23 protein-coding genes are annotated in these 21,344 nt (G+C 43.9%); 10 read left to right on the forward strand and 13 right to left on the reverse strand.

The window, feature by feature from the left end:
* Nucleotides 1-73: 73 nt before the first annotated feature.
* From nqrM to bolA, 9 genes are all read right to left on the reverse strand, one after another.
* Nucleotides 74-295 (reverse strand): (Na+)-NQR maturation NqrM, encoded by a 222-nt coding sequence (nqrM, locus tag VTAP4600_RS06925; protein WP_102522121.1) that lies wholly within the window; start codon nt 293-295, stop codon nt 74-76.
* A 9-nt stretch (nt 296-304) separates the two neighbouring features.
* A complete protein-coding gene (locus tag VTAP4600_RS06930; protein ID WP_102522122.1) occupies nt 305-1,309 on the reverse strand; it encodes an FAD:protein FMN transferase in 1,005 nt (334 codons plus the stop codon).
* 148 nt (nt 1,310-1,457) lie between these two features.
* Nucleotides 1,458-2,681, reverse strand: coding sequence for an NADH:ubiquinone reductase (Na(+)-transporting) subunit F (gene nqrF / locus VTAP4600_RS06935; RefSeq protein ID WP_102522123.1), 1,224 nt, complete (start codon nt 2,679-2,681; stop codon nt 1,458-1,460).
* 35 nt (nt 2,682-2,716) lie between these two features.
* Nucleotides 2,717-3,313 (reverse strand): NADH:ubiquinone reductase (Na(+)-transporting) subunit E, encoded by a 597-nt coding sequence (gene nqrE / locus VTAP4600_RS06940; RefSeq protein ID WP_102522124.1) that lies wholly within the window; start codon nt 3,311-3,313, stop codon nt 2,717-2,719.
* A 7-nt stretch (nt 3,314-3,320) separates the two neighbouring features.
* Nucleotides 3,321-3,953, reverse strand: coding sequence for an NADH:ubiquinone reductase (Na(+)-transporting) subunit D (locus tag VTAP4600_RS06945; protein WP_102522125.1), 633 nt, complete (start codon nt 3,951-3,953; stop codon nt 3,321-3,323).
* Nucleotides 3,953-4,726, reverse strand: a complete 774-nt coding sequence (locus VTAP4600_RS06950; protein WP_102522126.1) for a Na(+)-translocating NADH-quinone reductase subunit C — start codon at nt 4,724-4,726, stop codon at nt 3,953-3,955. Before VTAP4600_RS06950 ends, VTAP4600_RS06945 begins: the two co-directional genes overlap by 1 nt.
* Complete coding sequence (locus VTAP4600_RS06955) at nt 4,716-5,960, reverse strand: NADH:ubiquinone reductase (Na(+)-transporting) subunit B (protein WP_102522127.1); 1,245 nt, start codon at nt 5,958-5,960, stop codon at nt 4,716-4,718. Before VTAP4600_RS06955 ends, VTAP4600_RS06950 begins: the two co-directional genes overlap by 11 nt.
* A gap of 3 nt (nt 5,961-5,963) precedes the next feature.
* Nucleotides 5,964-7,304 carry a Na(+)-translocating NADH-quinone reductase subunit A gene (locus tag VTAP4600_RS06960; protein WP_102522128.1) on the reverse strand — a complete coding sequence of 447 codons (1,341 nt, stop codon included), beginning with the start codon at nt 7,302-7,304 and terminating at the stop codon, nt 5,964-5,966.
* A 410-nt stretch (nt 7,305-7,714) separates the two neighbouring features.
* Nucleotides 7,715-8,035: a transcriptional regulator BolA gene (bolA, locus tag VTAP4600_RS06965; protein ID WP_102522129.1), complete on the reverse strand. Its 321-nt coding sequence runs from the start codon at nt 8,033-8,035 to the stop codon at nt 7,715-7,717.
* A gap of 200 nt (nt 8,036-8,235) precedes the next feature.
* On the opposite strand from bolA, the gene VTAP4600_RS06970 reads away from it, so the two are divergent.
* The 8 genes from VTAP4600_RS06970 to csdA all read left to right on the forward strand — a co-directional run bounded on the left by VTAP4600_RS06970 (nt 8,236) and on the right by csdA (nt 15,987).
* The gene (locus tag VTAP4600_RS06970; protein WP_102522130.1) at nt 8,236-9,369 is read left to right on the forward strand and encodes a methyltransferase; all 1,134 of its coding nucleotides are present in this window, start codon (nt 8,236-8,238) and stop codon (nt 9,367-9,369) included.
* 69 nt (nt 9,370-9,438) lie between these two features.
* Nucleotides 9,439-10,011 carry a YajG family lipoprotein gene (locus VTAP4600_RS06975; RefSeq protein WP_102522131.1) on the forward strand — a complete coding sequence of 191 codons (573 nt, stop codon included), beginning with the start codon at nt 9,439-9,441 and terminating at the stop codon, nt 10,009-10,011.
* Entirely contained in the window at nt 10,012-10,554 is a 543-nt protein-coding gene (locus VTAP4600_RS06980) for a peptidylprolyl isomerase (protein ID WP_102522132.1), read from the forward strand.
* A 70-nt stretch (nt 10,555-10,624) separates the two neighbouring features.
* The gene (locus VTAP4600_RS06985) at nt 10,625-12,007 is read left to right on the forward strand and encodes an AmpG family muropeptide MFS transporter (protein WP_102522133.1); all 1,383 of its coding nucleotides are present in this window, start codon (nt 10,625-10,627) and stop codon (nt 12,005-12,007) included.
* Between the two features lie 364 nt (nt 12,008-12,371).
* Entirely contained in the window at nt 12,372-13,148 is a 777-nt protein-coding gene (locus VTAP4600_RS06990) for an outer membrane protein OmpK (RefSeq protein ID WP_102522134.1), read from the forward strand.
* A gap of 143 nt (nt 13,149-13,291) precedes the next feature.
* Nucleotides 13,292-14,185 carry a 2-dehydropantoate 2-reductase gene (gene panE, locus VTAP4600_RS06995; RefSeq protein ID WP_102522135.1) on the forward strand — a complete coding sequence of 298 codons (894 nt, stop codon included), beginning with the start codon at nt 13,292-13,294 and terminating at the stop codon, nt 14,183-14,185.
* Nucleotides 14,182-14,778 carry a DJ-1 family glyoxalase III gene (locus VTAP4600_RS07000; RefSeq protein ID WP_102522136.1) on the forward strand — a complete coding sequence of 199 codons (597 nt, stop codon included), beginning with the start codon at nt 14,182-14,184 and terminating at the stop codon, nt 14,776-14,778. Before panE ends, VTAP4600_RS07000 begins: the two co-directional genes overlap by 4 nt.
* Entirely contained in the window at nt 14,779-15,987 is a 1,209-nt protein-coding gene (csdA, locus tag VTAP4600_RS07005) for a cysteine desulfurase CsdA (protein ID WP_102522137.1), read from the forward strand.
* Nucleotides 15,988-16,116: 129 nt separating this feature from the next.
* Here csdA and csdE read toward each other — a convergent pair whose 3' ends face one another.
* The 4 genes from csdE to VTAP4600_RS07025 all read right to left on the reverse strand — a co-directional run bounded on the left by csdE (nt 16,117) and on the right by VTAP4600_RS07025 (nt 19,322).
* Nucleotides 16,117-16,548: a cysteine desulfurase sulfur acceptor subunit CsdE gene (gene csdE / locus VTAP4600_RS07010; protein ID WP_102522138.1), complete on the reverse strand. Its 432-nt coding sequence runs from the start codon at nt 16,546-16,548 to the stop codon at nt 16,117-16,119.
* A 161-nt stretch (nt 16,549-16,709) separates the two neighbouring features.
* A complete protein-coding gene (tcdA, locus tag VTAP4600_RS07015) occupies nt 16,710-17,528 on the reverse strand; it encodes a tRNA cyclic N6-threonylcarbamoyladenosine(37) synthase TcdA (RefSeq protein ID WP_102522139.1) in 819 nt (272 codons plus the stop codon).
* 86 nt (nt 17,529-17,614) lie between these two features.
* Nucleotides 17,615-18,718: a murein transglycosylase A gene (mltA, locus tag VTAP4600_RS07020; RefSeq protein WP_102522140.1), complete on the reverse strand. Its 1,104-nt coding sequence runs from the start codon at nt 18,716-18,718 to the stop codon at nt 17,615-17,617.
* A gap of 139 nt (nt 18,719-18,857) precedes the next feature.
* Nucleotides 18,858-19,322 (reverse strand): DUF2850 domain-containing protein, encoded by a 465-nt coding sequence (locus VTAP4600_RS07025; RefSeq protein WP_102522141.1) that lies wholly within the window; start codon nt 19,320-19,322, stop codon nt 18,858-18,860.
* A 142-nt stretch (nt 19,323-19,464) separates the two neighbouring features.
* Between VTAP4600_RS07025 and argA the strand changes: the two genes are divergently transcribed.
* Together argA and VTAP4600_RS07035 are read left to right on the forward strand one after the other, a co-directional pair.
* On the forward strand, nt 19,465-20,793 hold the full coding sequence (gene argA, locus VTAP4600_RS07030; protein WP_102522142.1) for an amino-acid N-acetyltransferase: 1,329 nt from the start codon (nt 19,465-19,467) through the stop codon (nt 20,791-20,793).
* 245 nt (nt 20,794-21,038) lie between these two features.
* The gene (locus tag VTAP4600_RS07035; RefSeq protein WP_102522143.1) at nt 21,039-21,299 is read left to right on the forward strand and encodes a hypothetical protein; all 261 of its coding nucleotides are present in this window, start codon (nt 21,039-21,041) and stop codon (nt 21,297-21,299) included.
* The last annotated feature ends 45 nt before the right edge of the window (nt 21,300-21,344 follow it).

The raw sequence follows: 21,344 nt of genomic DNA on the forward strand, positions 1-21,344 counted from the left end.
TCATTGACTTAATGCGGCTATAGTTTAACGGGTCGTTAATCTAATTGCATTTTAGCGACTGATTCATCGCCTATTACAAAATTTGGTTTTTCTTCCATTGCGCAGCACGCGCTTCTCTTGCTTCTCTCTTTTTGCGAGCATCACAAGGTTCAGGGCAATTACACACTTTGTCTATGCCCATTGCGCCAAGGCCACCACAACTGCCTTTCACGACTTTTTTCTGAAAGATATAACCAACCGCCATTGCGGCAATGACCGCAAGGAAAACACCGAAAGTAACTAAAAAGGTTGTCATCGCTCTCTCCTACTTCTTAACAAATGGTAAAAATGCATCTGAATAAAATTCTTTAAAGCCGTCTTTGGTTTTAGTGATGATCATTGCTGCGATATCATTTTGATTAGCAACCGCGAGTCCTTTTTCTTCACCTAATACCATTAAACCCGTTGCTAGCCCGTCAGCAGTCATACTTGATGGATGCAGCACAGTGACCGAAACCACCTTATGATTAATTGGCTTTCCTGTTTGCGGGTTGATGATGTGAGAGTAACGAACACCGTTGCTTTCGAAATAATTACGGTAATCACCAGAGGTCGCAATTGCCATGTCGCCGGGCTCGATTATCTCTTGAATCGCTCGTTCTTCAACTGAAGGCTTTTCAATCGCTATGCGCCACGGTACTTGCTCGCCATTCACACCCTTAACGCGCATTTCGCCACCAACTTCGACCATGTAATTGTCGATGCCTTGTGAAGCAACGTATTCAGCGACAACATCAACACCCCAGCCTTTTGCGATAGTAGAAAGGTCTACATACAAGTTAGGCTGTGTTTTCGTCAGAGTGTTCCCTTCAACACTTAAGTATTTAATCCCGGTCATTGCCTTACGTTGCGCTAACTCGTCATCAGAAGGAACAACATCAGGACGCGCCTCAGGACCAAAACCCCATAGGTTAACTAACGGACCCACCGTCACATCCAGAGCACCTTCAGTCAGCAGATTTAAGCGAATGGCTTCTTTCACTACAAGGGCAGTTTCACTTGAAACCTCAAAGCCTGTGTCACCGGTAAATTGATTAAAACGACTAAGCTCCGAATCTTTACGATACGTTGACATTTGATCGTTAACTAACTCAAGTAGCTTATCAATTTCAACCTGAAGCTCTTCACCCGTTGGTGAGTTTTCAGTCGGTAGGTATTTAACGTTATAGCTAGTACCCATTGTCGGGCCCGTTAAATGCACTTGTTTAGGTGCATCGCTACAACCAGAAAGCAGTAAAAAAGAAGTTAATGCTACAAGCCAAATTCTCACTTGCGTACTCCAATATATAAGGCTGAAGACAGAAGGCGAAAGACGAAAGGAATCCCTTTTATGCCTTTTGCCTTATGCCCTTTGCCTTTCTAAAAAACAAATGGCTGACTCAAAAGAGCCAGCCATAGATTCAAACACTTAGATGGGTTTAGCCACCAAAGTCATCGAGCAAGATGTTTTCATCTTCTACACCTAAGTCTTTCAGCATACCGATAACGGCTGCGTTCATCATAGGTGGACCACACATGTAGTATTCACAATCTTCTGGTGCGTCATGATCTTTCAAGTAGTTTTCATAAATCACGTTGTGAATGAAGCCTGTGTAGCCATCCCAGTTATCTTCTGGTGATGGATCAGACAAAGCAACATGCCATGAGAAGTTTTCGTTATCTTTTTGAAGATTATCGAAATCTTCGATGTAGAACATCTCACGCTTAGAACGAGCACCGTACCAGTAAGTCATCTTACGAGAAGACTTAAGGCGCAATAACTGATCAAAGATGTGTGAACGCATTGGCGCCATGCCAGCACCACCACCGATGAAGACCATTTCGTTGTCCGTATCTTTAGCGAAGAACTCACCAAATGGACCTGAAATAGTACAGCTATCACCTTCTTTCAGTGACCAAATGTATGAAGACATCACACCTGGAGCCACGTCTGGGTTATTAGGTGGCGGAGTTGCGATACGAACGTTCAGCTTGATCAGGCCTTCTTCTTCTGGGTATGACGCCATAGAATAAGCACGGATTGAAGGTTCATTAACCACAGACTCGTAACGGAACAAGTTAAACTTATCCCAATCGCCACGATACTCTTCTGGAATATCGAAATCAGCGTATTTAATGTGATGAGGTTCAGCTTCGATTTGGATGTAACCACCCGCACGGAACGGCACTTCTTCACCATCAGGGATCTTAAGCACAAGCTCTTTGATGAAAGTCGCTTCGTTGTCATTAGAAAGAACAGTACATTCCCACTTTTTAACACCGAAGATCTCTTCTGGAAGCTCGATATCCATGTCTGTTTTCACAGCAACCTGACAAGCTAAACGCTCACCTTCACGTGCTTCACCTTTAGAGATGTGATCACGTTCAGTTGGAAGAATATCACCGCCGCCTGCTTTTACTTTTACGCGACACTGGCCACAAGAGCCACCGCCACCACAAGCAGATGAAACGAAGATACCTTTACCCGCCATAGCGCTGAGTAATTTGTCACCCGGAGAAGTTATAATGCTCTTCTCTGGATCACCGTTAATTGTGATTGTAACGTCACCTGTTGGTACCAGCTTAGATTTAGCGAACAAGATCACTAAAACCAATACCAGTACGATCAGAGTAAACATCACTACACCAAGAATAATGTCCATTGACTATTCCTTATAAATTGTGCGGTTTACCCGACTTACAGTTGAACACCAGAGAAAGACATAAAGCCCAACGCCATCAAACCTACAGAGATAAAGGTAATACCTAAACCACGAAGACCAGGAGGTACGTCAGAGTACTTCATTTTCTCACGGATACCTGCAAGTGCTACGATAGCTAGCATCCAACCTACACCAGAACCAAAGCCATAAACGACTGATTCTACGAAGTTGTAATCGCGCTGTACCATGAATGATACGCCACCAAAGATTGCACAGTTAACTGTGATAAGCGGGAGGAAAATACCTAGCGCGTTATACAAAGGTGGGAAGAAACGGTCTAATACCATTTCTAGGATCTGTACCAATGCCGCAATTACACCAATAAAGGTGATGAAGTTTAGGAAACTCAGATCAACACCAGCAACCAATGCGCTGTCTTTCAGTACTAGGTTGTACAATAGGTTGTTCACTGGAACCGCGATGGTCAACACCACGATTACCGCAACACCCAAGCCAAACGATGTTTTCACTTTCTTAGACACGGCCAAGAAAGTACACATACCTAGGAAGAACGACAGTGCCAAGTTTTCGATGAAAATCGATTTAACAAGCAGACTAATATAATGTTCCATAACGTCCTTACTCCTTCGGTTCTATTTGTTCTGGCTTGATGATACGGATAGCCCAAATCATGAAACCAATTAAGAAGAACGCAGAAGGTGCTAGCAGCATCAAACCGTTTGGTTGATACCAACCACCATTGCTCACCAATGGAAGTACTTCCAAACCAAATAGCTTACCGCTACCAAATAGTTCACGGAAGAAAGCAACCGTAATCAATACAAAACCGTAACCTAAGCCATTACCGATACCATCGATTAACGATGGAAGTGGCTTCGACTTCATTGCGTATGCTTCCGCACGACCCATTACGATACAGTTTGTAATGATAAGACCAACGAATACAGATAGCTGTTTAGAGATATCGTATAGGAATGCCTTCAATACTTGGTCTACCACGATTACCAAAGATGCGATGATGGCCATCTGAACGATGATACGAACGCTGTTTGGAATGTGATTACGAATAACTGAAACGAAGAAGTTAGACAAAGCCGTTACAAAAATAACAGCGAGAGTCATAACAAATGCGGTTTCAAGTTTTGTCGTTACCGCCAGAGCAGAACAAACACCCAATACCTGTAAGGCAATCGGGTTGTTGTCTAGTACTGGCGAAAGAAGGTTCTTCTTCATGTCTTTTGCATTTGACATTAGTTCAGGCCTCCGTCACGTACTTTTGCTAGGAAAGGACCAAAGCCCATGTCCCCTAACCAAAAATCGAAAGTGTGTTGAACGCCAGTCGCTGTTAATGTTGCACCAGAAAGGCCATCAACACCGTGCTCAGAACCTTCAGGAGCGCCACCTTTTACGATTTTAATCGCAGGTTTGTGGTTCTCATCGAACAGTTTTTTGCCAACGAACTGTGCACGCCAAGTTGGGTTTTCGATCTCGCCACCAAGCCCAGGAGTTTCACCTTGCTCGTAGTAAGTAAGACCAGAAACTGTGTTGCCATCAGTTTCTACCGCAACAAATGCGTACATCATCGACCAAAGACCATTACCGTGAACAGGAATGATAACTTTAGTCGTTGCCGTGCCTTCTTTCACAAGGTAAACAATACCTGTGTTAGCACGACGAATGATTTTAGCTTCGTCTTGTTCGCCAGTCAGTTTGATTGACTGAGCAGGATCTTTCGCTGATTGACGTTGGTCGTATGCTGCTGCATCGCCGTCGACAAAATCACCGGTTGCAAAGTCAACCAGACGAGGTTCTATATTACTTGCGTAAAGCGCACGAACTTCTGTAGGAGAAGCTGCAGAATAGCCAGCAACATCGATGATTTTCGATTGCTTGTCTAGTACTGCATTTTCGCGCTGTTTGTCACGCAATAATACCGCTGAAGCCGACACCACAATTGAGCACACTAAGCTCAATGCGATAACAACAAACAGCGTCTTTTTAATGCTATCGTTATTATTTGCCATAGCGTGCGTTTCTCCGCTTGATGTTCTTCTCAACCACAACGTGATCGAATAGAGGTGCAAATAAGTTCGCGAATAAGATCGCTAACATCATACCTTCTGGGTATGCAGGGTTAGCTACACGAATCATTACACACATTGCACCAATCAATGCACCGTATACCCATTTACCGTTGTCAGTAAATGAAGCCGATACTGGGTCTGTCGCCATAAAGAACATGCCGAATGCAAAACCACCAAGCACTAAGTGCCAGTGCCAAGGCATTGCAAACATTGCATTGGTGTCAGAGCCAATCACATTGAACAAGAACGAAGTCGCAACCATGCCAAGCATTACACCAATGATAATGCGCCATGAAGCAATGCCCATGTACACAATCATTGCAGCACCGATCATCAGTGCCAATGTAGATACTTCACCAATTGAACCAGGAATGTTACCAATAAAGGCATCCATCCAAGTAATTGCTTCGCCAGTTACACCGTTGATAAGTGCGCCGTTACCGCCTTGTGCCCACTGGCTAAGTGCCGTAGCACCAGAGAAGCCATCAGCTGCAGTCCAAACAACATCACCTGAAATCTGTGCAGGGTATGCAAAGAACAGGAATGCACGACCGGCAAGCGCTGGGTTAAGGAAGTTACGACCAGTACCACCAAAGATTTCTTTAGCGACAACAACACCAAAGGTAATACCTAGTGCTGCTTGCCAAAGTGGTAATGTTGGCGGAACGATTAAGGCAAATAAAATCGAAGTAACAAAGAAACCTTCGTTAACTTCGTGCTTGCGCACCATACAGAACAGTACTTCCCAGAAACCACCGACAATAAACACTGTCGCGTAAATAGGTAGGAAATAAGTAGCCCCGAGAAGCATTTTACTGCCCCATCCGGCCTCTGCCCCGAGCGTGCCCCCGATTAACTCGGTCCCCCAGTAATGCCAGTTACCCGCGATTACTGAAGCAAGCTCTGCACCTGAATAGAGGTGGTTAAGTGCAACGATAGCCTGATGGCCAGTGTTGTACATACCCCAAAACATGGCAGGGAATACCGCAAACCACACCATGATCATGATGCGTTTTAGATCGACACTATCACGTACGTGAGTGCCTTTTTTTGTTACTAAACCAGGCGTATAAAACAACGTTGCTGCTGCTTCATAAAGGGCAAACCATTTTTCGTGTTTACCACCCGGCTCAAAATGATGTTCTATGTCTTCAATGAACTTCTTCAAAGCCATGACTTACCCTTCCTTCTCGATGGCGTCTAGACAATCACGCAACATTTCCGCGTAATCATATTTGCCCGGACAAACAAACGAGCATAAAGCCACATCTTCTTCGTCCAGCTCTAACGCACCTAGTGCTTGAGCACTGTCAATATCACCCGCACAAAGATCGCGAAAAAGCAAAGTCGGTTCCATATCAAGTGGCATTACTTTTTCGTAGTTACCAATTGGAACCATTGCACGATCACTGCCGTTCGTCGTTGTGGTCATGTTGAACACTTGACTAGGGAAGAAGTGACTTAAGAAAGCTTTCGTTACCGAGAACTTATTTTTGCCAGGCATAGCCCAACCGAATAATTCTTTCTCGTAACCTTCACGTAAGGCTGACACTTGCAAATGATAACGGCCAAGATAAGCATGAGGGCCTGTTGCTTGTGTGCCAGTCAAGACTGAACCGGAAATAATACGTACATCACCAGGCATTAACTCGCTATCTGCTAAGTCACCTAAATGAGCACCTATTTGAGTGCGAACTAAGCGAGGTTTATTTACGACAGGACCCGCGAGAGAAACAACACGGTCTGTGTAAAGTTCACCAGTTAAGAACAACTGACCAAATGCAATCACATCTTGGTAGTTAATACTCCACGCTACATGTTCAGCATTGACCGGATACAAATGATGCATGTGAGTGCCCACCAACCCAGCTGGGTGTGGACCATCAAATACATGTTCTTCGACATTGCTTTGAGTTGAGCGAGGTAAGCTATGGCCTTTTTTACATACGTAAACTTTGTCGTCTGTTAATTTAGACAACAAATCTAGACCAGCAGAAAATGCTTCTGCTTGCTCACCAATTATTACTTCAGGGTCAGCTGCTAACGGATTAGTATCCATCGCAGTCACAAAAATCGCCTTGGTAGACGACGAAATTGAAGGTACCTTGCTGAAAGGACGGGTACGCAAAGCAGTCCACGCACCAGAATCAACCAGTTGAGTTTTGATCACATCGCGATCAAGACTTGCTAGTTGGTCTGCTTTGTAGCTTTCAAAAGTCACTTGCTCGTCACCTGATACTTCAATCACTACTGACTGAAGAACGCGTTTAGCGCCTCGGTTAACTTCAATGACTTTACCGCTTGCTGGAGCTGTGAATTTTACACCTTCGTTCTTTTTATCTACAAAAAGAACTTGGCCTTTTTTCACATCATCACCCACGCGAACATGCATCGTTGGACGCATACCCACGTATTCTTCGCCAAGCAAGGCGACTTTGTTAATGGCTTTGCCATCACTTATCACCTGGGATGGTCCACCTGCAATAGGAAGATCCAAACCCTTTTTTATTGTAATCATACGCACTTGCACTATTTTATCGGGAAAAAGATTCTGTTATTTGCGTAACATTTAGACACGACATTTCTGTGTCGAGTTTCGGCCTACACCTTGGCCAAAATCGCAACAATCCATTAATCAACCCTTCACAATGTAAGGTGAAGGGCCACTTTCAGTGCGTAAGTCTAGCATCATTTAAGCCCTTGATGCCATGACCTCTCACTCGAATAATCTGTTAATTAATACTTATTGGTCAAAGATTAGCTCATCAAATCAAATAAGTTTGACCTGTCGCACAAATGTTAAATTTCTTGAGTTGCAATCGCACTGTTTATTCATAAAACAACACAACATTACTTATTCTTTTATGTCACTTACATTCATTCACTAGCTAAATAGGTGAAATTGAATGTTTCTGCAACAATTTACTCTTAATTCGAAGGGGTATTACTGCCACCCATGCACATCGGGCTTTCAGGTGCTCCATCTCTAAGTTCTTTCCATTCTTTGGAAGTATAGGTGTGAATCGACAATGCATGAATGTTGTTTTCTAGCTCTTCGGCTAAAGCGACATTGACTTGTCGATGGCGAGCAATCAAGCGTTGAGATTCAAACGCATCACTCACAATGATAACTTTAAAATGGCTTTCCGAGCCTGCAGGAACATTGTGCATATAGCTTTCATTGTTCACATCGAGGTGTTCGGGTTCAAACGCAAAATGCAGTTTAGTTTCAATGATTTCTTGAATCATAGTCCTTCCTTAACGTAACTGACGGGCAATATTATAGTCGTATTAACTATAAGCTATCTATTATCTTTTAGGGTTAATTGTATCAGGTTATTTGTTGTTTGGGATTTCCTGTTCTATTTCAGAATCGCTTTCATTTTTTGTTTCCTGTTGGAAACCCTTTTGAGACAATAGAACAACTGAAACTGGCATAGTTATAAAAAATGAATACTGAACTGAATCTTTTCGAGCGCAGCTTGACTCTTACTCGCTACCCAAAGCGCAACAATGAAACATTGCAAGCATGGAACGCTGGAGACGAGTACCTCATTAATCATGTTGAACAGGAACTAAATTTAGAGCCGCACCAGCGAATCTTAATCCTTAATGACCATTTTGGTGCATTGTCTTGCTGGTTTTCAGAAAAGCATCACGTATTTATGATGAGTGACTCGTTTATCAGCCACCGAGGAACGAGTAAAAACTTAGAAAAAAATCAGAGTAAAGAGGTTAAGCTTCTCTCTTGCTTGGACGAAATCCCCGCGGATATTGATCTCGTTTTAATGCAACTGCCTAAAAGCAATCGTCTACTTACTTGGCAGCTCTCTAAATTGAGAAAGCATCTGCCAAGCCATTGTAAGGTTATCGGTGTTAACAAAGCGAAAGACATCCACTCTTCCACCTTAAACCTGTTTGAAAAGCACTTTGGTGAAACAACAACCTCACTTGCTTGGAAGAAACACCGTCTCGTTTTCTCTTTGCCAAATAACCAAACGGTTCCTGACGTGTCTGACACGACAAATTGGTCAGTAGACGGACATGACATCACACTAAAAAATCATGCTAACGTGTATTCAGGAGAGAGCTTAGATCTTGGTGCCCGCCTCATGTTAGAACACATCCCACAAGATCCAGAGCTTCGTCATATTATTGACCTAGGTTGTGGTAATGGTGTGTTGGCGATAAAAGCAGCCCAACTAAACCCTCAGGCGCGCATTACCTGTGTCGACGAAAGCTTCATGGCGGTTGAATCAGCCAAAGGTAATTTAATCGATAACTTATGTAACGAGCGTGATATTCAGTGTATCGCAAACAACTGCTTAGATGGATTTACACCAGACAGCTCCTACTTGGTGATGTGTAACCCTCCATTTCACCAACAGCAAGCCATTACTGATCATATTGCTTGGCAAATGTTCTGTGATGCAAAGCATGTTCTTAATACTGGCGGTCAATTAATTGTTATTGGCAACCGTCACCTAGGCTACGATGTTAAGCTTAAACGCTTATTTGGTCAGTCAAATGTAGACGTGGTTGCATCAAACAATAAATTTGTTATTTTACAAGCCACTAAGTAATTCACTATTATCTTGATACTGACTACACATGCCGTCTCTACTGACAGCACACTAATAAAGGAATAAAGCATGAGAAAACTGATTGTCGCTGCCTCAATCGTACTACTTGCGGCCTGCGCTTCTCCTCAAAAAGAAGAGCAAATCAGCATCAACCCGCAACCTACGTTAAGTAATCAAAAAATGGTTGATAACGTAACCTTCACTTTATCAAGCAAAGATTTACGTACAGCACAGTATGTAGCACTAGTGAAAAGCGGCCGTAAGAGCACTCAACCCATTCATGCGCGTCAAAACCTTCGTGTTGCGATTGAGACCGCTCTTTATGAGCAGTTAATTTCTCAAGGCTTCCAAATGGTCGTAAACAGCAACAACACGTTAACACTAGAAGTTCAACAAGTGCTTGTTAATGTTGCCAATACCCTAATGGAAAACGAAATGGATGCCGTTGTTACTTTGCAACTGACTGCCGAGACTCCACAAGGGAAATTCGTTAAGACCTATAACGGCACAGGTAAAAAAACAGGCACTATGGCCGCTTCTGATGAAGAAATCGCTACCGTACTAAATGACGTAATCAACTTAACATTGGCAGAAATTGCCAACGATCAAGAACTCTCAGATTACATGAAGGAGCGCTTCTAAATGCGTAAATTACTCGTTGCGATGCTTTGCTGCATCGCCTGGCCAACAATGGCTGCGAATGTGGTTTTTGAAACAACACAAGGCAGTTTCACGGTTGAACTCAATGAAGAAAAAGCACCTATCACCGTTAAAAACTTTTTACGTTATGTTGAAGATGGCAGCTACGAAGGCAGCCAATTTCACCGCGTAATTGCTGGTTTCATGGCTCAAGGTGGTGGTTTTGATGCTGATCTAAATCGCCTGGCGACTTACGCACCCATTCGTAATGAAGCAAGCAATGGCCTAAAAAACAACGTGGCGACTATCGCTATGGCGAGAACTTCAGATCCTCATTCTGCTAGCCGTCAGTTTTTTATTAACTTACAAGACAACGATTTCTTGAACTATTCTGCTCGTAATGACGGCTATGCCGTATTTGGCAAAGTAACACAGGGATTTGAAGTCATTGAAAGTATGGCAATGCAACCTACAGGTATTCAAAACGGCATGAAAGATGTGCCTGTCGCGCCTATCGTAGTCAACAAAGTTACACTACAAAAATAATATCCCTTCAAGGCTGACCACTGAGTCAGCCTTTTTCTTCGCTATTTTTCTTTGCAACAAGGAGTGTTCAATGACAAGTAAAATGTCTTGGATGGAAACGTTCCGCAGTTATCTTGATAGACGCTTACTTTGGGTATTCATGCTGGGTTGTTCCAGTGGCTTTCCTTGGGTACTGATTGGTTCCAACATGTCTGGTTGGCTTAAAGATGCCGGACTTACTCGAGCCGCTATCGGCTATTTTGGCTCTGTTTTTGCTGTTTATGCCATTAACTTTCTTTGGGCTCCGTTAGTCGACCGCGTCAAACTCCCTTTGCTTCACCGCCTGCTTGGACAACGTCGTAGTTGGATTTTCTTTTGCCAATGTTTTGTCTTGATCTGCACCTTATTTATTGCTGGCGTTAATCCCGCAAATGATTTGATGTTCACTTCCATGCTAGCTCTGGGTATTGCGATTGCTTCAGCTACGCAAGACATTGCCATTGATGCCTACCGGATTGATACGTTCCCTAAGTCTGAATCGAGCAAACTGCCACAAGCCTCTGCGATGGCTGTTGCGGGTTGGTGGACGGGTTACTCATTGCCTGGCTATCTAGCATTTGTTAACGCTGATGCAATCGGTTGGAATGGTGTTTATTACGGAATGGCCGTCATCGTCGGTGTTCTCATGTTATTTACACTTTTAGTCGGCGAGCCTAAAACACTCCGTGAGCGCTTACAGATGCAAGCTGAAGCGCGTCACTCTGAAGTAGTAGGTTCCAAATTGATTGCATGGCTAACCGTAACGGCCATTGAACCTTTCTGGGATTTCTTTAAGCGAAATGGCGTTCGTGTCGCGGTTACACTTCTGCTGTTTGTCTTTTTGTTCAAGATTGGCGAAGCCTTCCTTGGAAGAATGTCGATAGCCTTCTATAAAGAAGTGGGCTTTAGTAACGAACAAATTGGTCACTACTCTAAATTGATTGGCTGGTGGGTAACGATTGTCTTCACCATCGTTGGCAGTATGTTCAACGTGAAGTTTGGTATTGTACGCGGCCTAATGATTGGTGGCGTGGCAATGGCGGCAAGTAACTTAATGTTCGCATGGATTGCAAGCGTGGGACCGAACGAGAATCTATTCTTAGCCACGATCATCGTTGACAACTTTACGACGGCCTTCTCTACCGTTGCTTTTGTCTCTTTCCTAACCGTATTAACTGGGCAGGCATTTTCAGCCACACAATATGCGCTACTCGCATCGCTAGGTAATTTTGGCCGAACGACGCTTGCATCGTTTAGTGGGGAGTTGGCTGATTACCTTAATGATTGGTCGTTATTCTTCATTATTACGGCACTAATGGTAATACCAAGCCTCATCATGCTCTATTCATTAAGGCACTACTTTACCGATTTACTCGAAAAAGCGAGGAAACGTGACCAAGATCTTGAGCAAGATATTGAACTCAAACAAGAATAAAAAAATAACCACAATAACTATGTGAAATCGCACCCATAGCCGACCTGAATAGGTCGGTTTTTTTCCATCAAGCCCCGTCTCATAAGCCTTTATCTATACCGCGTCTATTTTCACCAAAAGTTAGAACGAAACCGATTACCTGTTAATAATCGACTTGAGAATCGACAATTTATGTCTATTATTGCTGCGAACCAACAAAGTTCCCCTAACATTTATTTTATGTGATACATATCACGCAAACGGTTTCTTTTTCTCACTTGTTTCACTTTTAATTGAGATAAATATCTATATGATAGCCGTCAAAGGATTGAAGCAACCATGGATCATTGGTTAACACATTCATAAATTGAAAGAGTAGACACCTATGCGTAAATCACTTTTGGCTCTTAGCCTTGTTGCAGCAGCTGCAACAGCTCCAGTTCAAGCAGAATACCTATACGGTTTTGGCGGCATGTACCTAGATCACCAAAGCTGGAACCATGGTCCAAATGCAATTAAAAATGCTAGCGACCGCAACCAATTTGTAGTGGGTATTGAAGGTGGTGCTGGATTTACGTGGGGCGAACTATACGGTTTTTACGATTACGAAAGTGTTGAAAAATCATCAGACAAGCGTAAAGCATCTGTAAAAGGTCAAGCACACGTTTATCTGGGCGATACTGGTGCTAGCCTTTACGCACAAGTTTACAATCATGATAACGCTCAACAAAGTGAACAAAACCGCGTAATTGGTCTTGGCTACACTAAACTAACTGGCGAAGATTGGTGGTTTAAGCCATGGGTTGGTGTTCATGAAGTAAACGCATGGTCTAACTTTGGTTACGGCAACTTCAACTATGATGGCCTTAACGGTTACATGGCCGGTTGGTCTGCTGGATACAAATTTGAAGCACTAGGTCAGAACTTCTCTTTAGTTAACTGGAACGAAATTGAGTTTAACCGTGCTGATGAATACGCTGCTGAAATGGGCGGAAAAACAGGCCTAAACGGCGCTGCAATGTTGTTCTGGCACGTAACAGACAACTTTTCCACAGCTCTTACTTACCGTTACTTCCAAAACAAGCTTGGTGTTAACGAAAAGCTAAACGACGGTAACGCATACGGTGACGCTCTAATCTACCGTGTACAATACAACTTCTAATTTGAGTTGTTAGCAACAAGATTTGAAATGGCGCTTTTAAGCGCCATTTTTTATCCCTAAACATTCCCATCTTGCGCCTCCCCCTTGGAAATATCACACGCTAGCGTTATGCTTCTGGCATAGATTTCAGCTAGGTAACCATCTTGAATATCACCATTGTTGGCCCCGGTGCCATTGGCGCTCTTTGGGCATATAAACTTCAACAAGCGGGGCATAATATCTCGCTGTGGCAGCGAAAAGGTGACACTTCGACTTTTGCGATTCAACTCGACAATGAAGAGAAAATCACTTTTCCTAGCAATGATACTGGGCTTCTTGCTAATAGCGATTTGGTTCTCATCACAGTGAAAGCTTGGCAAGTAGAAAGCGCGATTACCCCTCTGCTAGATCATATCCACCCTGATACCATATTGTTATTTATGCACAACGGCATGGGTGCGCTAGATGAATTAGAAGCAACGCTTTCAAGCTGGCCAGTCTTAATCGCAACGACGACACAAGCCGCGTTCAAACCCAGTAAGCATCAGGTACACCACACCGGAAACGGAACCACTCAGATCGGAGCATGGAACAAAAAAGGCCAACAATGTGCCTTTGTTGCCGATGTGTTTAATCACGCGTTACCACAAACAAGTTGGAACGATCATATTATCGATGCACTCTGGCTAAAGCTCGCTATCAACTGTGCAATCAACCCGCTTACTGCCCTCAATCAGTGTAAAAATGGTGCGCTCGCAGGCGATCGTTATCATGAACAAATAACCGACATTATTAATGAACTGACTCAAGTCATGCAGCAGCAACACATTCAGTTTGATGAAGAAACACTGAAACAAACCATTTATAATGTCATTACTGCAACGGCTGAAAACTACTCTTCCATGCAGCAAGATATACAGCACCAGCGAGTGTCAGAGATAGACTTTATCACAGGCTATGTGGTCAAATGCGCGCAACGACATCAACTTTCTGTGCCAGCCAATAAGCAACTGCTTGGAAGCATTAAGCAAATCGAACAATCTTGGAGTCAACAATGAGCCATAAAATATTAGTCCCTATTGCCGAAGGCAGCGAAGAGATGGAAGCGGTCACCATCATTGATATTATGGTTCGTGCGGGCTACCAAGTAACGGTAGCGAGTGCAGATCCTGAAGGTAAGTTGACTATGACCGCTTCTCGTGGGGTGACACTCACTGCTGACTGCCGTTTAATCGACATTGCCGACCAAGAATTTGATGCCATCTTATTGCCAGGTGGTGTTGGCGGCTCTGAAGCTTTTCGCGACAGCACTGTGCTCATAGAAATGATTAAACAGCATATGTATGAAAGCCGCTTGATGGGGGCAATCTGTGCCGCTCCTGCTTTGGTTTTTCAGCAAAACCAGCTCTATACCAAAGCCTTAATGACTTGCCACCCTGCCTTTCAAGACCAAATTCCTGAAGAACTGAGACGTGTAAAACGCGTGGTTTATGACATTACTCATAACCTGATGACCAGCCAAGGCCCCGGCACGGCTTTAGAGTTCGCCATGGAAATCGTTATCCAGCTATCTGGCAAACCACATGCTTGGAGTATTGCTGAACCTATGGTCACTCAACCAACACTTCACTACCATGAGATGGGAAAATAAATGCACATCAACGACATCCGCAATCAATTCCCTGCCCTGCAACAAAACATCGCAGGGGAGTCTTTGGTGTACCTTGATAGTGCCGCGACCACTCAAAAACCCCAATTGGTGATCGATGCGATCAGCCATTACTACAGCCAACAAAATGCTAACGTTCACCGCGGCAGCCACAGCCTGACCGCTAATGCGACCTTTCAATTTGAGGCAGCACGAGAGTGCGTCAAAGAGTTTATTGGCGCAACGAGCAGCAAAGAGATCATTTGGACGCGAGGCGCAACCGAAGCATTAAACCTCATCGCCCAAACTTATGCCCGAAACACCCTACAAGCTGGTGATGAAATATTAGTTGGGGAGATGGAACACCACGCCAATATTGTGCCTTGGCAAATCGTTGCGCAGCAAACTGGCGCGAAAGTTATCAAGATCCCCATGACAGATAACGGTGAACTAGACCTAGATGCCTTCTCCCTATTACTTAATAACAAAACAAAACTCGTTGCTGTCGCCCATATCACGAATGTCACGGGCTACCGCCAGCCGATTGAAACCATCATAGAGCGCAGTCACAACGCTGGTGCTGTCGTGGTCGTCGATGGAGCGCAAGGCATTGTGCATGAACATGTTGATGTCCAATCCCTTGGTGCCGATTTCTATGTATTTTCAGGACACAAGCTATACGCTCCTACCGGAATTGGCGTGCTCTACGGCAAACTTGCGCTGTTAGAAGCGATGCCTCCATGGCACGGTGGTGGAAAAATGGTTGAGAAAGTCAGCTTTGACGGCACCACATTTTCTGCTTTGCCTGGGAAGTTTGAAGCCGGCACTCCGAATGTGGCTGGTGCGATTGCTCTTGCGACCGCCATCAATTGGTATAAAGGCTTAGATTCAAAAGTTATTGAAGCGCACATTCGCAACTTGGTTAAAACCACCGCTAACGCCCTTGGTAAACTGGACGACCTCACCCTTATTCATCCACAAGAAAAAGGCAGCGTGCTGACCTTTATCGTCGATGGTGTTCACCACCAAGACATTGCGACACTGCTAGACAAACAAGGCATTGCGGTGCGATCTGGTCATCATTGCGCTCATCCATTAATGGATGCTCTGGGTGTCTCTGGCACAGTTCGTGTTTCGTTTGGGGTTTATAACACAATGGAAGATGTTGAACGCTTGATTAGCGCAATGGAAAAAGCATTGGATATGTTGTGATGAAGTGCTAAAAGCTAAGTACTAAAAGCTAGGTGTGTCCGGTAGGGCTTAGGGCTGCTAGGAAAAGATGAAATAGAAGCAAGAATAAGGAAGAAGGGGATTGTTGATGTTCTTCTTCCTGTTTGCTAACTAGCGGCTAGCTTGTTCTTTGATTTGTTCCACGATGGCTTTTAAGCCATTGCCTCTTGATGGGCTCAAGTGTTCAATTAGGCCTGTTTTTTGAAAGTAACTGTCGATATCAAATTGAGCAATTTCAACACTCGTTTTACCATGATACGCAGCTAAAACCAGCGTTATCAAGCCTCGCACTATTCGCGCATCTGAGTCTGCGCAAAAATACCAACGACCTTCTACTTGCTTGCTTACAAGCCACACTTGGCTTTCACAACCCGCTACCGTTACTTGCTCTGATTTAAATTCATCAGGCATGGTTGGCAACTTCTTTCCCCATTGAATCACTTGGCGATATCGGTCTTCCCAGCTAGTAAAATTTTGCATGGTACTTTCGATATCTTGAGCAGTAATATCACTACCAAAAGGCGATTGAGGAAATTCAGACATGAGACTTTACTTTTAACCATTGAAATTGACACAATTATATCACTAAAGCCAGTAAGGCAAAGGCACAAACCAACCTAAGTTGAACCCCTACCTTCCCCCAAGCTCTTCGCTTTTAGCCTTTAGCCTTAAAAACTTAGCTTTTAGCACTTCGCTTTTCGTACCTAGCTCTTAACCTTCATCCCACGCTCAATTAGCTTTTCAACCACACGTGAAACCGCAACAAAGCCAAACGTTGCCGTGACGACCGTAGCCGCGCCAAAACCACTCGCGCAATCCATTCGCTTCGGTCCTTCAGCCGTCGACTTCATACCGCAAACGGATCCATCGGCTTGAGGGTACTTCAATTGTTCGGTTGAAAATACACAATCAATACCGAATTTACGCTGTGGATTTTTGCTAAAGTTATGGAAACGACGCAAAGTATCTTTAATTTTTTTCGCTAGAGGATCTTGAATAGTTTTAGATAAATCAGCCACTTTGATCTGAGTAGGGTCGACTTGACCACCAGCACCGCCCGTTGTCACTACTTTGATCTTATTGCTCTTACAAAAAGCCAATAGCGCCGCTTTTGCTTTTACGCTATCAATCGCATCCAGTACATAATCAAACTCTTTACTAATGTACTCTTGTAAGTTTTCAGGCCCAATAAAATCATCAATGAGGTTGATTTTACATTCAGGGTTAATCAACTTAACTCGCTCTGCCATTACTTCGATTTTACTCTGACCAACGGTCCCGCTCATCGCGTGAATTTGACGGTTGATATTAGTCACACAGACGTCATCCATATCGATAAGGGTCAGCTCACCTACGCCCGTTCTTGCAAGGGCTTCGACGGCCCATGAACCCACACCACCAATACCAACAACACACACATGGCTAGCACGTAAGATATCGACCTCACTGTAGCCATAAAGGCGACGAGTACCGCCAAAGCGTTGGTCATATTGTTCAGAAGCTGGTGTGTTTAGTTCACGCATAAAAAACTCTTAGATTGCGGTAGGTAAAAAGACAAAGAGTGCGTTTTATACGCACTCTTTAAGGGTAATACAAGTTGAGATTAAACTTAGTCTGACTTTTCTGGCGGCATTGCCCATGGGGCTTGAGTAGGAGAGCTTTGCAGCCCTAACTTCCATACTCGACCAAAGTGTTTATAGTGCCCAGCTTGTGTTCCTGCTCGGCTACCTATGCCGTGATATAAATCAAGGTGGTTTTGCTTAACGGCACCTCCGGTATCAAGCACGATCAAGATACGCAGCTCATGAGCTCCGCTCCAAGTTCCATCAGCATTAAGCAGCGGCACTTCAGCAAGAATTGGGGTTCCCATAGGAAATAAACTGCGATCACCCGCAACAGAAGCCATCGGCATTAGCGGAATTCCCGCACTGCCCGTTACTGGTGCTGCATCTCTTGGTTCAAAGAACACGTAAGAGGTGTTTTGCTCTAGCACTTCCCTTACCGTTGCTTCGTCTTGCTGTAACACCCAATCTTTAATGGCTTTTAGAGACATTTTTTCACGAGGAACTAGGTCTCGCTCAATCAAGACTTTGCCGATGCTAACGTACGCATGACCATTTTTACCACCGTAGGCAAAATACTCTAACGTGTCATCATCACCAAAGTGTACAAAACCACTGCCCTGAACTTCCATAATAAATGGGTCAATCATATTCGCAGCATAACCAAGTTCTAGATCTTGGCCTTGCAATGCACCTTGATTGATTTGGGCACGAGTTGGACACTGTTCGCCACAATCAGGTTTACGGTAAACGGGGTATCGGTATTCATTATCAGCTTCATGGCGCAATTCAATTACGGGAGAAAAATAGCCAGTAAAAAGAACATTCCCCTTTTTATCACCGCCACCTAACTGAGCCATTTGGATGCCATAGTTAGCCAACTCACTCGGCTCGCCGCTTTGCAAGCTCCACGCTTCTAGCTGCTCATAAAGAGGTTGATAGATTTTTGCCATCGAAGGCGACAAAGTAACAACTTGCTCAGCTTGATTTGAAAAAGCCGTGTAATTGCGTGGCACATTCGACTCAATCGATTCGACTTGATTTAGGTTAGAAGTAAACTCACCACTTTGGTATTGCTGACCACGTTCGGTGGGCCCAGCACAACCAGCAAGGGCAAGAACCGCCCCGATACAATACAGTTTTTTGAACACAGAAATAGCATCCCTTTATTATGATAAAAAGCAGGATGACAAAGTATTCAATTTGAAGCAACACAAGGATTGTAAAGATTTCATATCGCTGGGAATCCGAACGATATTAGTCGCATGTAGGAAGACGAAACACCATTACTTAACGAAATAGCTCATTGGTGCCGGGTAATGGTGGTGGAGGTGTCGTATTAATAAATATCGATTCATAATGCGCTGGCGAAACACGTCTAAGACGAGTCATCGTTGAATTTAACACATCAAACCTATGGTGCTCTGTGCCTAAGTCAAATTCCAAGCGTACACCATCGAATTCAAATTTGGTGGTAACCTGTCGGCCTTCAATGTATATGCCGTTTTTTTTAACCACAAAACGGTCTGCCGCATAACCCGCAACATTTTGCTCAACCCAAGTGCCAAAGATCTGCTGTCGATAGAGCTTGGTTACTTTCTGGTGATCAACGAAACTTTTGACCCCGCCATACCCCAAACCAATAACGATAATACTAAGTAACGCCCAAACCCTCGCATACTGATGCAATGGTTTCTTGCTACGTTTATTAGGTTCTGTCTTTTTATAGTTGGCCATGGTCATGGATGGTTTCATTGTTATTCCATTAAGGTTAATTCAACATTGCTAATAATGGTATTTATTTGGGAAATAAGCCTTTAACTAACCGTTAAAACCTTGCATTAAAGTGAATTAATAGTCATTATTAAAACATAAATAATCAAGGATGTGCCAAGTAGTGAAATTGAGAAGCACCGCATTAGTAAAAGGGTTTAGACAATCCACCCCTTACGTCACCGCCCACCGTGGGAAAACCATGGTGATTATGCTGGGTGGAGAAGCTTATCAAGACAACAACTTTAACAACATAATCAATGATATTGCACTACTTCACAGCCTGGGTGTAAAAATTGTTCTCGTTCATGGAGCAAGGCCACAAATTAACCAAAGACTTGAGCAACAAGGCCTTACTACACCGTATCACAAAGGTATACGAGTCACGGATGCTAACGCACTTAATCTAGTTATGCAGTCTGCAGGACAACTCCAGCTCGACATAACAGCCAAACTGTCCATGAGCTTAAACAACACCCCAATGGCCGGCACTCAGCTTACTGTCGTCAGCGGTAATTTCGTCGTCGCCCAGCCTATCGGAGTCGACGATGGTATTGATTATTGCCACAGTGGCCGTATTCGACGTATTGATACTCAGGCGATTGACCGAATTTTAGAACAAGGCTCGATTGTACTGATTGGCCCGATTGGCAGCTCAGTTACCGGAGAAAGCTTCAACCTACTTTCTGAAGAAGTCGCGACACAAGTAGCCATCAGGTTAAACGCCGATAAACTCATCGGCTTTAGCTCTGAACAAGGAGTGCTGGATAAAAATGGCCAAGTCATTGCGGAGCTTTTCCCCACAGAAGCAAAATCGATTCTAGATCAGCTTGAAACCAATGACCAAAAGCAGGGTTCAGGCTCTATTCGCTTCTTACGCGGTTCAATTAATGCGTGCCGCGCAGGCGTGCCGCGAAGCCACCTGATCAGTTACAAAATCGACGGCGCTTTGATCCAAGAGTTATTCTCTATCGACGGTATTGGTACCCAAGTAGTGATGGCCAGTGCCGAACAAGTAAGAGAAGCAGACATTGATGACATTGGCGGTATCGTTGATCTCATTGAGCCGCTCGAAACACAAGGCATATTAGTACGCCGCTCACGAGAGCAGCTAGAGCAAGAGATCCACCAATTTACCATCATAGAAAAAGACGGCATGATCATTGGCTGTGCAGCCCTTTACCCTTATGAGAGTGAAAAGAAAGCGGAAATGGCCTGCGTTGCTATTCATCCTGACTATCGGGACGGTAACCGAGGAGTACACCTGCTCAAACACATTCATTTAAGAGCAAAAAAACTGCAGCTTAACCACCTGTTCGTTTTGACTACACGAAGTTTGCATTGGTTTAGAGAGCAAGGGTTCGTTGAAGTTGACGTATCTGCGTTGCCTACAGAAAAGCAGGGGCTATATAACTACCAGCGCCGCTCCAAAATTCTACAACTCACCGTCTAGGTATTTACTATAGCTGGATATAAATCAAGTTCCATAACATATTGATATATCAGGACTTGCTAAAAAATTAACATTACTGACTCTAAACTGACTGTTATTTAAGCAAGTTACTGATACAATCACGCCCTTCTCAAATTAACGCGACCACAAATAATAGAGAAAAATTACCACACGGAGGTAATACACTCTTCTACACTAGAGTGAAAAGCTAGGATGCGAGCATTCATCACTTGCGAGCATGATTCATGAAAACAGTCATTTGTAACTCCGCCCAGAGCTTTTGGGACATGGCCGATAACCATTTCTTAGACGGCCAAGAAGTACACTGCGTCTTCCCCGTGAATACCAGTATGAAGCGTTTTATTTTGTCTTACCAAACACGCTGCAACATTAAGAACATTTCGTTCTCAAGCATCTTTGAAGAAGATGACACTTCACAAGAAACGGTCAAAAAACCGAGCATCTTAAACCGATTTAAATCACAAGAAATTCAATTAGCTGACTAACCTAGCCAGCTAATATCGAGCCAAGGAAGGTCGACCTCCCTCTTT

The sequence above is a fragment of the Vibrio tapetis subsp. tapetis genome (assembly GCF_900233005.1).
GTDB classification, from domain to species: Bacteria; Pseudomonadota; Gammaproteobacteria; order Enterobacterales; family Vibrionaceae; genus Vibrio; species Vibrio tapetis.

Excerpts from the sequence above, each read along its gene's own strand:
- nqrM (WP_102522121.1), bottom strand. The coding sequence starts at position 295 with ATGACAACCTTTTTAGTTACTTTCGGTGTTTTCCTTGCGGTCATTGCC.
- nqrF (WP_102522123.1), bottom strand. The coding sequence starts at position 2,681 with ATGGACATTATTCTTGGTGTAGTGATGTTTACTCTGATCGTACTGGTA.
- nqrE (WP_102522124.1), bottom strand. The coding sequence starts at position 3,313 with ATGGAACATTATATTAGTCTGCTTGTTAAATCGATTTTCATCGAAAAC.
- VTAP4600_RS06945 (WP_102522125.1), bottom strand. The coding sequence starts at position 3,953 with ATGTCAAATGCAAAAGACATGAAGAAGAACCTTCTTTCGCCAGTACTA.
- VTAP4600_RS06950 (WP_102522126.1), bottom strand. The coding sequence starts at position 4,726 with ATGGCAAATAATAACGATAGCATTAAAAAGACGCTGTTTGTTGTTATC.
- VTAP4600_RS06955 (WP_102522127.1), bottom strand. The coding sequence starts at position 5,960 with ATGGCTTTGAAGAAGTTCATTGAAGACATAGAACATCATTTTGAGCCG.
- VTAP4600_RS06960 (WP_102522128.1), bottom strand. The coding sequence starts at position 7,304 with ATGATTACAATAAAAAAGGGTTTGGATCTTCCTATTGCAGGTGGACCA.
- bolA (WP_102522129.1), bottom strand. The coding sequence starts at position 8,035 with ATGATTCAAGAAATCATTGAAACTAAACTGCATTTTGCGTTTGAACCC.
- VTAP4600_RS06970 (WP_102522130.1), top strand. The coding sequence starts at position 8,236 with ATGAATACTGAACTGAATCTTTTCGAGCGCAGCTTGACTCTTACTCGC.
- VTAP4600_RS06975 (WP_102522131.1), top strand. The coding sequence starts at position 9,439 with ATGAGAAAACTGATTGTCGCTGCCTCAATCGTACTACTTGCGGCCTGC.
- VTAP4600_RS06980 (WP_102522132.1), top strand. The coding sequence starts at position 10,012 with ATGCGTAAATTACTCGTTGCGATGCTTTGCTGCATCGCCTGGCCAACA.
- VTAP4600_RS06985 (WP_102522133.1), top strand. The coding sequence starts at position 10,625 with ATGACAAGTAAAATGTCTTGGATGGAAACGTTCCGCAGTTATCTTGAT.
- VTAP4600_RS06990 (WP_102522134.1), top strand. The coding sequence starts at position 12,372 with ATGCGTAAATCACTTTTGGCTCTTAGCCTTGTTGCAGCAGCTGCAACA.
- VTAP4600_RS07000 (WP_102522136.1), top strand. The coding sequence starts at position 14,182 with ATGAGCCATAAAATATTAGTCCCTATTGCCGAAGGCAGCGAAGAGATG.
- csdA (WP_102522137.1), top strand. The coding sequence starts at position 14,779 with ATGCACATCAACGACATCCGCAATCAATTCCCTGCCCTGCAACAAAAC.
- csdE (WP_102522138.1), bottom strand. The coding sequence starts at position 16,548 with ATGTCTGAATTTCCTCAATCGCCTTTTGGTAGTGATATTACTGCTCAA.
- tcdA (WP_102522139.1), bottom strand. The coding sequence starts at position 17,528 with ATGCGTGAACTAAACACACCAGCTTCTGAACAATATGACCAACGCTTT.
- VTAP4600_RS07025 (WP_102522141.1), bottom strand. The coding sequence starts at position 19,322 with ATGAAACCATCCATGACCATGGCCAACTATAAAAAGACAGAACCTAAT.
- VTAP4600_RS07035 (WP_102522143.1), top strand. The coding sequence starts at position 21,039 with ATGAAAACAGTCATTTGTAACTCCGCCCAGAGCTTTTGGGACATGGCC.